Origin of the sequence: Tamlana sp. s12 (genome assembly GCF_016767215.1) — a bacterium.
Lineage (GTDB): Bacteria > Bacteroidota > Bacteroidia > Flavobacteriales > Flavobacteriaceae > Pseudotamlana > Pseudotamlana agarivorans.
In genome coordinates, this window is the sequence record NZ_CP068547.1 from 2,190,213 (window position 1) to 2,204,307 (window position 14,095).

The following is a 14,095-nucleotide window of genomic DNA, read 5'->3' on the forward strand; positions in this document are numbered from 1 at the left end:
TTTGCTATAGATAAAGTTTGATTAACATAACTCACTTCGCGTTCAAAAGAATTCTATGAAGCACCTCAGTACCACGACTACAAAAAAAGATAAAAGAAAGTCTAAAGTGACTATGATACAAGCTTTTAAAACCATTATTTGGCCAAGGCGAAATTTGGTTTTTTTAGGGTTGCTGTTAATAGTAATAAGAAGTTTAGCCGGACTTATTTTACCGTGGCAAAGTAAAGTACTTCTAGATGATGTTGTGCCAAGCAATGATCCGTCGCAGCTTTACAGCTTAATAATCATTGTGCTATCGGCTATTTTAGTACAAGCCTTAACATCATACGTATTAACGCAAATATTAAGCGTTCAGGCGCAATTTTTAATCAGTGAATTACGTGCCCAAGTGCAGAAAAAAGTTTTGTCTTTACCCATTAGTTTTTTTGATAACAATAAAACTGGCGGTCTAGTGTCCCGAATCATGAGTGATGTAGAAGGGGTAAGAAACTTAATTGGCACAGGTTTGGTACAATTAGTAGGAGGGACGTTCACAGCCATTGTTTCTTTAATTATTTTAATAAAGTTGAATGCCTGGATGACGCTTTTTGTGTTCGTGCCGATTTCCATATTCGGATATATCGCCTTGCGTGCCTTTAAATACATTCGTCCTGTATTTAGAACTCGAGGAAAAATTAATCAAGAAGTTAAAGGCAGACTTACTGAAACCTTAGCAGGGGTAAGGGTTATAAAAGCGTTTAATGCTGAAGAACAAGAAAATCTTGTTTTTGAGCAAGGGGTGGAGCGCTTGTTTCAAAATGTGAAAAAAAGTTTAACAGCAACCTCTATCATGACCAGCTCATCGACTTTTTTAATTGGTGTGGCCACCACAGGAATTATGGGTATTGGTGGTTATTATATGATGCAAAATGCCATGACAACTGGTGATTTTTTGTTTTTTACTTTGATACTCGGATTTATGATTGCGCCTATAGTGCAAATGAGTAATATTGGGAGTCAGTTGACTGAAGCTTTAGCGGGATTAGACAGAACCGAGGAGTTGATGAACATGACTGCTGAAGAAGACAACGAACAGCGTACCATAGAACTACAAAATTTTAAAGGTGATATTGAATTTAAAGATGTGTCTTTTGCTTATGAAGAAGACAAAGACGTGCTTCACAAAATAAATTTTAAGGCACCTTCCGGAACTGTTACTGCTTTAGTAGGAAGTTCAGGTTCGGGAAAATCGACCATTGCGGGATTGTCGGCTACTTTTTTAAATCCGAAATCAGGTACCGTTTTAGTCGATCATCAAGATTTATCTAAAGTAAAATTAAACAGTTTTAGAAAAAATTTGGGTGTGGTTTTACAGGATGAGTTTTTGTTTGAAGGGACGATTAGAGAGAACATCCTTTTTCCTAGGCCAAACGCTACCGAAGCGGAACTTCAGAATGCTGTTAAAGCTGCCTATGTAGATGAATTTACCGATAGATTTGACAAAGGCTTAGAAACTTTAATAGGAGAACGAGGCGTGAAGCTTTCTGGAGGGCAACGTCAAAGATTGGCTATTGCTCGTGCCATTCTTGCCGATCCTAAACTTATTATTTTAGATGAAGCCACTTCAAACTTAGATACCGAAAGTGAAGCCTTAATTCAGAAGAGTTTAAATGAATTGGTAAAAGATCGAACCACCATCGTTATTGCGCATCGATTAAGTACCATTAGAAAAGCCGATCAAATTTTAGTAATTGAAGCTGGTAATATCGTAGAACGCGGTACCCACGACGAGTTAATTGCCGTTGGAGGAAGGTATTACGATTTATACACCTATCAAGCCAAAATATAGCTGTCAACCTAATTTTAATTAAGATGAAAGTAACAAGTTTAAACCCTTCAGAATATCCTGAGTTTTATAAAACCTACATTGATAAAGTCCCTACAGATTTAAATTTGTTAGAGGCTCTTGAAAAAGGAAGAACAACTGTTTTAGATGCTTTTAAAAGTATTCCAGAAGCTAAATTAAGCTGGGGTTATGCGTCTGGAAAATGGACTATAAAAGAAGTGTTTCAGCATATTATTGATACCGAGCGCGTTTTTAGTTACCGTTGTTTTAGAATCTCAAGGCAGGATAAAACGAATCTTCCTGGGTTTGAGCAAGATGATTTTGTGGCCACTTCAAACGCTAATGAAAAATCTTTAGACGACCTTATAGAAGCTTATGAAGCCGTACGTCGAAACACTATGGTTCTACTAAAAGAAATGTCGGAAACCGAATTTAAACATATAGGTATGGTTAGCGGTAACCCCATGTCTGCCCGAGCCGCGGCCTTTGTAATTGTGGGTCATGAAGTACATCACTTGCAAGTCTTACAACAGAAATATCTTTAATTTAGGCCTTTGTAGTAAGCATCTTCCTTTTGCGTTTCAATAAAGTGAAAACCAATAAAGATAAAACGCCAAATACCGAAAATCCTATAAAAATTGGGAGTACCGAGTGTTTGATGTAGCCTCCTATATAATTCGCAATGGGCACCGCCATAATGGTTGAAGCAAAGCCGTTTATTGCTGCACCAATGCCCGCAATATGACCTAGAGGCTGCATGGCTAAAGCCCTTAGATTTCCGAAGAGAAAGCCAACAGCAAAAAATTGAGCTGCAAAAAACATTAATAAAATGTATATACTAGGGTTGTTGCCAGACCAAAATAAAATCACGTAAAGCACCGAAACGATGGCGTAACCTACTGTAGCGGTATAGGCGATACGCCACATACCATATTTCTCCACCAATCGGCTATTCATAAAGGTGGCTAAACCAATAGAGATGGCTAAACTTGCAAAAATGTATGGAAACATTTCAGCCATCTGGTATTGTACCTGGAAGATCTGCTGTGCTGTACTGAGGTACACCATAAATGATCCCGTAATAAATCCAGAGACTAGTGTGAAAGCAACGGCTTCACGCTCCTTAAAGAATTTTCGAGTGCCGTCGTAAAATAGATTCGCCGAGAATTTAATTCGTCTTTCTTTAGGAAGAGTTTCAGGTTGTCTTTGCCAAAACCAGAACATGATAATCACCCCAAATATAAGATTGAAATAGAAAATGGATTTCCAACTAAAATAAGCCATGAGGAGATGCCCGAGGGTAGGAGCGACCACAGGAACAAGTATAAAAAACATCACCACAATGGATACGATTTTTGCCATATAATCCCCTTCATAGGAGTCGCGAATCATGGAAAGTGATAAACTTCTAGGGGATGCTAACCCTATACCTTGAAGGATGCGTCCCACAATCATCACCTCAAAACTTGTTGTTGTTACACAAATAATACTAGCCATAATAAAAACAGAAAAACCTATAAAAACAATGGGTTTCCTGCCAAAACTATCCGATAAGGGTCCGAAAATAAGCTGTCCGCAACCAATACCCAGAAAAATCATGGTAATTAATAACTGATTGTCAGAGGCATCTATAACACCTAAATGAGCTCCGATTTCAGGTAAAGCCGGTAATAATGCATCAATGGAAAGGGCAACAATTGACATAAGTGATGCCATTAAGGCCACAAATTCAATTTTAAAATGTTGGTTTTTTTGCATTTGGCAAAAGTAATTCAATTAAAATCCTTTTTTAATAACTTAACGATATATTAAGACAAAGAACTGATTTAAACTTTTTTCATTTGCTAAAAAATTGCTCTTTTTTACCCATTTTTCACCTTTTTTTCTTTCCGTAGCCCAGCTATGGAACTCAAAAAAACTTTCAAATGGTCAAAAAATGTCTAATTTTCGCTTAAACGCAAAAAGATTAAATCAGTTCAATATTATTGTTAAATTTGATATCAAGTAAAGCATAATCACACCTATGAATATACAGCCACTTTTAAACTACATCGGGCAGCATGTTACTCTAAGCAAGGAGGAAGAAGCGATTTTAGAATCGAAAGTTAGTTATAGAAAGTATTTAAAGGGGCAATTTGTGGTTCAACAAGGTGATGTTTGTAAGTACGAATGTTTTGTCATTTCTGGTTGTACCAAAACATATTATGTCGATGATGAAGGTCAAGAACACATCGTCATGTTCTCCATTGAAGATTGGTGGACTTCCGATATCGGGAGTTTTATAACACAAACGCCAGCCGATTTTAGCATACAATGTATTGAAAACACCGAGCTCATAATGTTTTCTTACGATGAAATAGAAAATCTATATGCTGAAATTCCAAAGCTAGAGCGTTTTTTTAGACGCATCATCGAAAAGGCTTTAGTAGCTTCACAGAAAAGAATCATTAGAAGTTTTAGTCTTTCCGCAAAAGACAGGTTTCTATATTTTAGAAATCAGTATCCTAAAATTGAGCAACGAATCCCTCAGTATATGATTGCTTCATACCTTGGTATTACTAAGGAATTCTTAAGCAAAATTAAAAGCCAGCTTATTCTCGAGCAGTAAAAGTTAATCTAGATTAACTTTATTTAATAAACTACTTCATTTTATATCACGGGGACGTTTCAGAACTTTGTACCGTAATAATTCATCATGTATTATGAATAAATTAATTGAACAGGTTAGCAACCTTAATGATCTTATAATTCAAGGCCAAGGTCTTGAAGCGTTTGATTTGTATTATGATGATGATGTGGTTATGCAAGAAAATAATAGAATGGAATACCTGGGTAAAAAACAAAACAGAAAAAGGGTAGCTGCATTTTTTCAGGGCATAACAACATTTCGTTCGGCGAAACCCTTACACGTTACCATTGGTGAAAAAATTACCATGGTGGAATGGGCATTTGATTTGACACATAAAGACTTAGGACTCATTAATTATAATAAAGTCGTAGTTCAGGAGTGGAAGAACGGAAAAATAGTAAAAGAACGCATGTATTACGGATCATAACAGGTTAAACATTAAAAATAAATTACTTATGAAAAAGACCATTAAAAGTTTAGCAATTTTAGTATTTGCTGTTGTAGTAACTTCAGCATTTACAAACTATAAAGGAGAAAAAAAACAAGTTAAAATTGAAAGCAGTAAAGTCGTTTGGAAAGGCTATAAAGTGCTTGGATCTCACGAAGGTACCGTACAACTGAAATCTGGAGTTTTAGAATTCGATAACGATAAATTAACCGGAGGTGAGTTTGTTATTGATATGACAAGCTTAGTGAGTACTGATTTAGAAGGAAAAGATAGTAAACCAAAATTAGAAGCCCATTTAAAATCGGATGATTTCTTTGGTGTTGAAAAATATCCAACATCGTCTTTAGTGTTTACTAAAGTAAAAGCTTCCGGTAAAAATGCTTACGATGTGACAGGCGATTTAACCATTAAAGGTAAAACACATGCGGTAACATTTACAATGTCGATCTATGGAAGTAAAGCCACTGCCTCATTAAAAATTGATAGAACAAAGTTTGATATACAATATGCATCATCTAATTTCTTTGATAACTTAAAAGAAAAAGCCATTTACGATGAATTTGATATTGTAGCCGATTTAGAGTTTTAGTATAAAATCACCTATTGAAAAAGAGGATTATTAGCGTTTTAGGGCACCCTATTTAGGGTGCCTTATTATTTTTAGCCGTTTTTGTTGCTTGTTGCCTTATATTTGTTGTTCGTAAAGCCATAAAGCATGTCATTTAAAAAGTTAATTGAGCCGTTAAAAGATTCATTAAAAAGTAAAGGTTTTAATGAACCTATTGGGGTTCAAAAATTAATATTATCAAAAATTAAAGGTGGTGCTAATCTGTTTTGTATTGCTCCAAAAGATTCTGGGAAAACAACGAGCATCGTGCTTAGTGTGATTCAGAAACTTAAAGGTAAAGCTTTTGAAGATGCGCCTAGAGTTTTAATTTTTGTAAAAGATAAACAGGCAGCCTTAGACTTAGAATTGGAGTTTAATGCATTTCTTCGCGGCACCGATTTACGTGTTTATAGCGCTTATGATCAAAAAAACATTGATCAACAACGTGATGATATTTATGATGGGGTAGATGTGGTTATTGCGACTCCGAAGCGTTTAAACAGAATATTTTACCTCAATGGCATCAACCTAAACAAACTTCAAATGTGTATTGTTGAGGATGCCGATTTCTTATTCAGAAATAATAATTTTGCTGAGGTTACCAGAACCCCAGAAAGTATTGGGAGATGTCAATATTTGGTTTTCGCCGAGCATTTTGATAAACGTTTTGAGCGTTGGCAAGACAGTTTTATGTTTAACTCTGAAGTAGTGACATACAAAAAGGATTAAAGGAAATTCATAGACTTTGTCATATTGAATTTGTCGAAACATCAAAGTTTATTCATTTACATTTAGGTTTATATAGGCTCCAACATATGTTGATATTTGTTTGTTTGTTGAAATTAAAACGTATATCAAAAATCATGGACAAAACAATTTGTACGGATTATTTTATTATATTTATACGTATAAATTAATTCTATTATGGATGCTAAATTAACATTAAAGCTTAATCAAGATATTATTGAAAAAGCTAAAGCATATGCTTCTAACAAAAAAATGAGTTTGTCTCGTATTGTAGAAGCCTATTTACAATCTTTGACTTCTGAAAATGACACCTCCGAATTCGAAATTTCACCATTCGTAAAAAGTATCTCAACCGGGACTGAAATTCCGGCAAATTTGGACTATAAAAAAGAATATTCTGATTATTTAATTGATAAATATAAATGAGCAAAAGAATATTTATAGATACCAATGTCATGTTGGACTTTTTAGGGGAGCGCAAACCCTTTTATGAACCGATTGCTAAAATCGCAACCTTAGCTGAAAAAGCGAAATTAACAATGGTTGTTTCACCAATTTCGTTTGCTACAGTTAATTATTTTCTAGAAAAATTTGAAAACGGAAAAATAGCTAGAGAAAAACTAAGAAAATTTAAGATAATTTGTGAAGTATGCTCACTCGATGAACAAACTATTGAAAAGGGACTCAATGCTTCTATTAAGGAATTTGAAGATGCATTACAATATTTTAGTGCAACAGAATCAGAATGTGAAATAATAATAACAAGAAACGGAAAGGACTTTAAAAAATCAATCTTACCTGTTATGACAGCAGATGAATTTTTAAAATCTTTGAATAAAATATAAAACCTAAAACGCATTTGCATTAGTTTAAATACTTTTAATTATGCAATTGAAAAAACATAAAAAATGAATCCGAAAACTGCTATTAAAATAATGTTATGGATACTTTTGGCAGTCATACTTTTTCATTTAAGCATTATTCTAAAAATAGTTCCTTATGAATTAACTTGGGGTGGGAGGTTGAAAAATGATGCTGAGATGTATGTTTTTGAAACGATCTCGATATTAATAAATCTATTTTTATGTGTCATCCTTTTTATAAAAGGAAAATACATAAAAGCATTTTTATCAATGAAAATAGTCAACATTATTTTATGGGTATTTTTAATATTATTTGGACTGAATACTGTTGGAAATCTTTTAGCAGAAACCAATTTCGAGAAATTTTTCACCCTAGTGACGTTTATTTCTGCGCTTCTAATTTGGATAATTCTACGTAGGGATAAAAAAGGAATATATAATAATGGCTTAAATTGATATGGGTTTTGGCTAAGTGCTAAGTCATAAATTAAAAGCTTTTTTAATTACCGTACTAAGCCTTGTTAAAACGTTGGCATTCATTAAGTTTTATAGATGAAAAATAGAAAAACCGACATATTACTAGGAGGCGTATTTTTAATCCTGACAATTGTCTTCATTGTGATTGCAATGACAAACAAATCTTTCTTTGATTGGGTTTTTGAACGACACCATAACCAATGGAGTTGGTACTTAAGACCACTATTTTTACTGCCATTTTGTTATTTCGCTTATAAAAAAAGTTTCGCTGGAATGATGGTTTCGGTTTTTGCCTTGTTTACAAGTATGTTTTGGTTTCCCAAGCCTGAGATAGTAAGTGAAAGTGTCATAGCTTTTTTAGAATTTGAGAAGGAGTATTTATACGGTGATTGGGACTTGAGCAAACAACTATTGACTTTAACAATTCCTATTTCATTTATTGCTTTAGGATTGGCATTTTGGAAACGAAGTGTCATAATGGGGATTGCGGTAGTTGTTCTTATGGCAACAGGTAAAATGGTTTGGAGTATTCAAAATGCGGGTGAGTCAGGAAAATCAATATTGATACCAGCGATTCTTGGGTTACTAATTTGTTGCGGTCTGATTTTTTACGGATTTAAAAGGTTAGAAAAAAAATAACGTAATTACAATTCTCTATGTAATTTATTGCTTGTTCTAGCTTAATTACGAAAACCTTACGGATGTTTTATTCGGTTTGGATTTACAAACTAGATGTGTAAATACGCCGCTATACATATCAACCTTAAATTATTAACAAGAATTCCTGAACTCTGAGGCTTTGTAACTCTGAAGCTTTTGTTTTTCAGAGTTTTAATTAACAAAGGGCACTTCAGCAAGTTCAGCATGACAAGGCTTGATGTCTATGTTCAATTTAATAAAGCCGTGGACTTTTAATTCAGCGTACATTCCTAGAGAAAACCATAAAATATCATAAAGGAATATTCCCATGTTTGCGTTTTGGGCCTTCTACAATCTTGCCTTCAAGCATGGCAAAACCTTTAAGGAGTTTTCTTCTGGTGTCCTTAGGAAGAATGACTTCATCAATAAATCCACGTTTGGCTGCTTCATAAGGATTAGCAAATTTTTCGGCGTACTCCTGTTCTTTCTCCATTAGTTTTTCTTCAGGATTATCGGCTTTAGATATTTCTTTTTTGAAGATAATTTCACTCGCACCTTTAGCTCCCATAACCGCAATTTCGGCACCTGGCCAAGCAAAGTTTAAATCGGCACCAATATGTTTGGAATTCATCACATCGTAAGCACCGCCATAGGCTTTTCTGGTAATGACCGTTATTCTGGGCACCGTCGCTTCACTAAAAGCATAAAGTAATTTAGCACCATGAGTAATAATGCCATTCCATTCTTGATAGGTGCCAGGAAGAAAGCCGGGAACATCCACCAAAACTAATAATGGGATATTAAAACAATCGCAAAAACGAATGAAACGGGCCGCTTTTCTGGAACTTCGCACGCCAAGTACCCCTGCGAAAGACATGGGCTGATTGGCTACAATACCGATACTTCTTCCGCCTAAGCGAGCAAAACCTACAATAATACTTTCGGCGTATTCTTTATGGATTTCATAAAAGGAATCGGTGTCAATAATACCCTCAATAACGGTATTCATGTCGTAGGGCTTATTAGGGTTTTCTGGAACACAGTCTGATAAAACCTCACGTACCTCATCAGTAAAAGTGTAATCTATTTTTTTAGCCGTTTCCTTGTTATTTTGAGGGAGGTAGCTTAATAGTTTTTTTATATCGTCTAGGCATTGCACATCGTTTAGGGACTTTTTATGCGCCACGCCAGACTTCGAGGCGTGTGTATGGGCGCCACCAAGTTCTTCACTAGAAACATCTTCATTGGTTACTGTTTTAACCACACTCGGACCAGTAACAAACATATAACTGGAATTTTCTACCATAATGGTAAAATCGGTTATGGCAGGGGAATAGACAGCACCACCAGCACAAGGCCCCATAATGGCCGAAATTTGTGGTATAACCCCAGAAGCTTGTACATTACGGTAAAATATATCGGCGTAACCACCTAAAGAACGTACACCTTCTTGAATTCTGGCGCCTCCTGAATCGTTTAACCCGATTACGGGCGCTCCAACTTTAATGGCCATATCAAGGAGTTTGCAAATTTTTTCGGCATGCGTTTCAGATAACGAACCACCAAAAACGGTAAAATCTTGGGCATATACATATACCAAACGGCCGTTAATGGTTCCGTAACCCGTAATAACACCATCGCCGTAAAACACCTTATCCTCCATATTAAAATCGGTAGTTCTGTGGGTTACAAGGGCGCCTGTTTCTTCAAAAGAGGCTTCATCTAACAAATATTGTATACGCTCTCTAGCAGTAAGTTTATTATTCTCATGCTGTTTGTTAATGCGCTCTTGGCCGCCTCCCAATTGAGCAAGGTTATATAGGTGTTTTAGTTTTTCTATTTTAGAACTCATAGAGTATGTTTTTATGAATTAGAATGAGGAAGATTTATGGTGTCTCGATCTTCAAGAAACTGCTTAACCGCAATAAGTGCCGCCATTTTAGCTTCTTCTACAACGTAGTCTTTTACAGCTTCATTAGTGTAATAGGTTTTAACAAAGTGCGTGTCGAAGTGCCCCGATTTAAAAGCTTCATGTTCGCATACGAACTTACCAAAAGGCAGCGTCGTTTTAATGCCTTCTATTTTGTAATCATCGATAGCCTTTCTCATAAGTTGAATGGCTTCTTCTCGGGTTTTACCATAAGTGATGAGTTTGGAAAGCATAGGATCGTAAAAAATAGGAACTTCCATACCTTCTTCATAACCGTTATCTACACGAATGCCTTGTCCGCTAGGAATTTTATAAGTTTCCAAAAGCCCTACGCTAGGTAAAAAATCATTTAAAGGGTCTTCGGCATAAACGCGAAGTTCTAAGGCGTGACCTTTTATTTTTAAATCTGCTTGATTAATGTGTAACGCTTCACCACGTGCGATTTGAATTTGAAGTTCGACTAAATCTAATCTTGTTATGAACTCCGTAACTGGGTGTTCCACCTGTAATCTGGTATTCATTTCTAGGAAATAAAAATTGTGTTGTTCGTCCAATAGAAACTCAACCGTACCAGCACCAATATAATCACATGATTGTGCAACTTTTATGGCTGCTTTTCCCATGGCGTTACGTAAAGTTTCACTTAATACCGATGAGGGCGCTTCTTCAATCACTTTTTGATGTCGGCGTTGGATACTACATTCCCGTTCGAATAGATGCAAGGTTTTTCCGTGTGTATCGGCTATAACCTGGATTTCAATATGCCTTGGTGACTGTACATACTTTTCAATAAATACCGATCCGTCACCAAAAGCCGAAGTGGCTTCGCTAATGGCACGTTTCATTTGCGACTCTAAGTCGTTTTCCGTTTCAACGATACGCATGCCTTTGCCGCCACCGCCAGCCGAAGCTTTAATGAGGATGGGATAACCTATTTCGGTAGCCACCAATTTGGCTTTAGAAACATCGGTAATGGCTTCATCAATTCCTGGAACCATAGGAATATTATAGGCTTTAACAGCTTCTTTGGCGGCTAATTTGCTGCCCATAATTTTTATGGCTTTGGATTTCGGTCCAATAAAAATAATCTGGTTTGCTTCACACAGTTCGGCAAACTGAGCGTTTTCACTTAAAAAACCATAACCGGGATGAATGGCATCAACGTGCAGTAATTTGGCAACTTCAATAATTTTATCAGCTTTTAAATACGATTGATTGGACGGCGCTTTTCCGATGCAAATCGCCTCATCAGCAAATTTAACATGGGGTGCATTTCTGTCAATTTCAGAAAATATAGCAACCGTTTTAATGCCCATTTTTTTAGCCGTTCGCATGACTCTAAGGGCAATTTCACCGCGATTAGCAACTAATATTTTTTTCATAAAAGTGTTTTTAGTTGGTGCTTTTAAGAAGTGGTTTTAAAATGATAATAAGTTTATTCAAACTCGATTAAAAGATGGCTCTTTTCTACGGCTTCACCTTTTTTAACTTCTATAGATTTTATAGTGCCACTTCTTGGAGATAGGATATTGTTTTCCATTTTCATGGCCTCAAGAATGAGTAGAGAACTGTTTTCTTCAACCTGTTGGCCGACTTCAACAAAAATGTCTAAAATTAATCCAGGCATAGGGGCAACCACCGTATTGGTATGATGCGAAACGGCATTGCTAAATCCCATATTATTTATAAGAAGGTCTAAATCATCTAATATTTTGACTTGGTACGTGCTTCCATTTATTTTAACTACATACTGTTTGGTATTCAAATCGCCTTCCAATACCTCAGCCTTGAAGGATTTATTTTCTTGAAGTATGTGGTAATTTTTATGAGACGTTTTAATGAGGTTAAGACTTGAAACCTCCTGTGGTTCGATATCGAATTCCTGATTGTCATTAACATGCACATTGTAAGTTTTGCCCATAGTAGAAAATTATTGTTATTAAATATAAGCAATTTATTATAGTGTAAATTTTTAAATCAAGGAAAAAAGACTGGGGTTTAGGGTGTTATAGAGGGAGTTGTTAATGAGGATAAAGCGCCGCTGAAAAACTCAACTTTTTTAAAGAATTGCAAAGTAGACCTATGTTTTTGGGCAGGTAGAATCTTGTGTTTAGTGTACAGTGAGAATGACTTAGTCTTCGATTTAAACTGTGACTAACTTTAGAAGGTTTTAAAGTATTAGAATGGTTTTATATTATCTTTAATTTTTTCAGAAACAAATGCATAATAAGCTTGGTTAGAGGGCACGAAGTGAAGGTTGTCTTCATGGATGTTTTCAATGAGTTGATCAAATTCATTTAAATCTACTAATCTTAAGGCTTCTACTTCTTCTTCCTGAGGTTTTAATTCGGATATAGGAACCTTTAATTCCGCTAAAAAAGTATTGTGAAATTCGTTGTCTACCATACCATTTTCATACGATTGAAAACAGTTGAAAACACCTATTTGATGCAGGTCTTTTTCGGTAACTAACAAGCCAATTTCTTCTTGAATTTCTCGAATGGCGGCTTGTTTTAAAGTCTCTCCAGCATCTACATGTCCGGCAACTGATACATCCCACATAAGCGGACAAATGGCCTTTTTAGCCGAACGCTGCGAGAGTAAAACTTCACCATTTTTAGTATATAACCAAATATGAACCGTATGGTGGTACAATCCTTTTTGGTGGATTACAGATTTTAATTCAGAAACACCTAAAAGTTTTCCGTTTTTATCGGCAACATCAATTAATTCGTCCATGGGTATAAAAAAGACGCATGACAAAAAATGAATAATCAAATTTTGTCATGCGCCATTAAATTTAAATATTAGTCAAAATAGCTAAACGTTTCGCCATCTTTTATGTTGAGTAAGGATTCATAAATTAATTTAATCACATTTTCAACATCATCACGGTGTACCATTTCTACCGTGGTATGCATGTAACGTAATGGTAAAGAGATTAGAGCAGAAGCTACGCCACCATTGCTATAAGCAAAAGCATCGGTATCTGTTCCTGTGGCTCTTGATAGGGCAGAACGTTGAAACGGAATTTTTTTCGCTTCAGCAGTATCTGTAATTAAATCTCTTAATTTTTGCTGAACCGCTGGGGCATAAGCAACAACAGGACCTTTACCAATTTCTAAATCACCTTCCTTGGTTTTTTCAATCATAGGCGTTGTAGTATCATGGGTTACATCGGTTACAATCGCCACATTTGGTTTAATGGTTTGTGTAATCATTTCAGCACCGCGTAAACCTATTTCTTCTTGAACCGAGTTTGTGATGTATAATCCGAATGGCAAGGTTTTTTTATTTTCTTTAAGCAACCTGGCCACTTCAGCAATCATAAAGCCTCCCATACGGTTATCTAAAGCACGACAAACAAATTTATTGCCGTTTAGTACATGAAATTCGTCTGGGTAAGTAATGACACAACCTACGTGAATTCCTAAACTTTCTACTTCTTCTTTATCTTTTGCACCAACATCAATGGTAATATTGTCTGGTTTTGGGGCTTGTTCCTTCGATTTATCTCTGGTATGAATCGCCGGCCAACCAAACACACCTTTAACGATACCGTTTTTAGTATGAATGTTTACCACTTTACTCGGCGCAATTTGGTGGTCGCTACCTCCGTTTCTTATCACATAAATTAATCCGTTGTCTGAAATGTAGTTAACATACCATGAAATTTCATCAGCATGTCCTTCAATAACCACCTTGTATTTAGCATCCGGATTAATGACACCAACAGCAGTTCCGTAAGTGTCTGTAATAAAAGTATCTACATAAGGTTTTAGGTAATCCATCCAGATCTTCTGACCTGTCCACTCGTAGCCCGTTGGGGCTGCATTATTTAAATATTTTTCTAAAAAGTCGATCGACTTTTTGTTAAGAATGCTCTTGTTTGCCATTTAAAAAAGTTTTGCACTAAAATAACAATATTAA

The 14,095-nt window shown here is 35.6% G+C and carries 15 protein-coding genes; 9 read left to right on the plus strand and 6 right to left on the minus strand.

The window, feature by feature from the left end:
• The first annotated feature begins 55 nt into the window (after positions 1–55).
• Both JJL45_RS09670 and JJL45_RS09675 read left to right on the plus strand, forming a co-directional pair.
• Positions 56–1,828, plus strand: coding sequence for an ABC transporter ATP-binding protein (locus JJL45_RS09670; protein ID WP_068604340.1), 1,773 nt, complete (start codon positions 56–58; stop codon positions 1,826–1,828).
• 23 nt (positions 1,829–1,851) lie between these two features.
• Entirely contained in the window at positions 1,852–2,370 is a 519-nt protein-coding gene (locus tag JJL45_RS09675) for a DinB family protein (protein ID WP_068604338.1), read from the plus strand.
• Position 2,371: 1 nt separating this feature from the next.
• Here the strand turns inward: JJL45_RS09675 and JJL45_RS09680 are convergent, their stop codons facing one another.
• Entirely contained in the window at positions 2,372–3,583 is a 1,212-nt protein-coding gene (locus JJL45_RS09680) for a multidrug effflux MFS transporter (RefSeq protein WP_068604335.1), read from the minus strand.
• A 265-nt stretch (positions 3,584–3,848) separates the two neighbouring features.
• Between JJL45_RS09680 and JJL45_RS09685 the strand changes: the two genes are divergently transcribed.
• From JJL45_RS09685 to JJL45_RS09715, 7 genes are all read left to right on the plus strand, one after another.
• A complete protein-coding gene (locus tag JJL45_RS09685; protein WP_068604333.1) occupies positions 3,849–4,433 on the plus strand; it encodes a Crp/Fnr family transcriptional regulator in 585 nt (194 codons plus the stop codon).
• 94 nt (positions 4,434–4,527) lie between these two features.
• Entirely contained in the window at positions 4,528–4,881 is a 354-nt protein-coding gene (locus JJL45_RS09690) for a SnoaL-like domain-containing protein (protein ID WP_067147736.1), read from the plus strand.
• 28 nt (positions 4,882–4,909) lie between these two features.
• Entirely contained in the window at positions 4,910–5,491 is a 582-nt protein-coding gene (locus JJL45_RS09695) for a YceI family protein (protein WP_068604331.1), read from the plus strand.
• A 126-nt stretch (positions 5,492–5,617) separates the two neighbouring features.
• Positions 5,618–6,238, plus strand: coding sequence for a DEAD/DEAH box helicase (locus tag JJL45_RS09700; protein ID WP_068604330.1), 621 nt, complete (start codon positions 5,618–5,620; stop codon positions 6,236–6,238).
• 195 nt (positions 6,239–6,433) lie between these two features.
• Positions 6,434–6,682: a DUF6364 family protein gene (locus tag JJL45_RS09705; RefSeq protein WP_068604328.1), complete on the plus strand. Its 249-nt coding sequence runs from the start codon at positions 6,434–6,436 to the stop codon at positions 6,680–6,682.
• Complete coding sequence (locus tag JJL45_RS09710; protein WP_068604326.1) at positions 6,679–7,101, plus strand: type II toxin-antitoxin system VapC family toxin; 423 nt, start codon at positions 6,679–6,681, stop codon at positions 7,099–7,101. The genes JJL45_RS09705 and JJL45_RS09710 overlap by 4 nt, the downstream gene beginning before the upstream one ends.
• 570 nt (positions 7,102–7,671) lie before the next feature.
• On the plus strand, positions 7,672–8,235 hold the full coding sequence (locus JJL45_RS09715) for a hypothetical protein (RefSeq protein ID WP_068604322.1): 564 nt from the start codon (positions 7,672–7,674) through the stop codon (positions 8,233–8,235).
• Positions 8,236–8,545: 310 nt separating this feature from the next.
• Here the strand turns inward: JJL45_RS09715 and JJL45_RS09720 are convergent, their stop codons facing one another.
• The 5 genes from JJL45_RS09720 to JJL45_RS09740 form a co-directional block, all read right to left on the minus strand.
• Positions 8,546–10,087: an acyl-CoA carboxylase subunit beta gene (locus JJL45_RS09720; RefSeq protein ID WP_068604320.1), complete on the minus strand. Its 1,542-nt coding sequence runs from the start codon at positions 10,085–10,087 to the stop codon at positions 8,546–8,548.
• Between the two features lie 11 nt (positions 10,088–10,098).
• On the minus strand, positions 10,099–11,547 hold the full coding sequence (gene accC / locus JJL45_RS09725) for an acetyl-CoA carboxylase biotin carboxylase subunit (protein ID WP_068604318.1): 1,449 nt from the start codon (positions 11,545–11,547) through the stop codon (positions 10,099–10,101).
• 53 nt (positions 11,548–11,600) lie between these two features.
• Positions 11,601–12,086 (minus strand): acetyl-CoA carboxylase biotin carboxyl carrier protein subunit, encoded by a 486-nt coding sequence (locus tag JJL45_RS09730; protein ID WP_068604316.1) that lies wholly within the window; start codon positions 12,084–12,086, stop codon positions 11,601–11,603.
• A 257-nt stretch (positions 12,087–12,343) separates the two neighbouring features.
• Complete coding sequence (locus JJL45_RS09735) at positions 12,344–12,904, minus strand: NUDIX hydrolase (RefSeq protein WP_068604314.1); 561 nt, start codon at positions 12,902–12,904, stop codon at positions 12,344–12,346.
• Between the two features lie 68 nt (positions 12,905–12,972).
• Positions 12,973–14,061 carry a M42 family metallopeptidase gene (locus JJL45_RS09740; RefSeq protein WP_068604312.1) on the minus strand — a complete coding sequence of 363 codons (1,089 nt, stop codon included), beginning with the start codon at positions 14,059–14,061 and terminating at the stop codon, positions 12,973–12,975.
• Between the last annotated feature and the right edge of the window lie 34 nt (positions 14,062–14,095).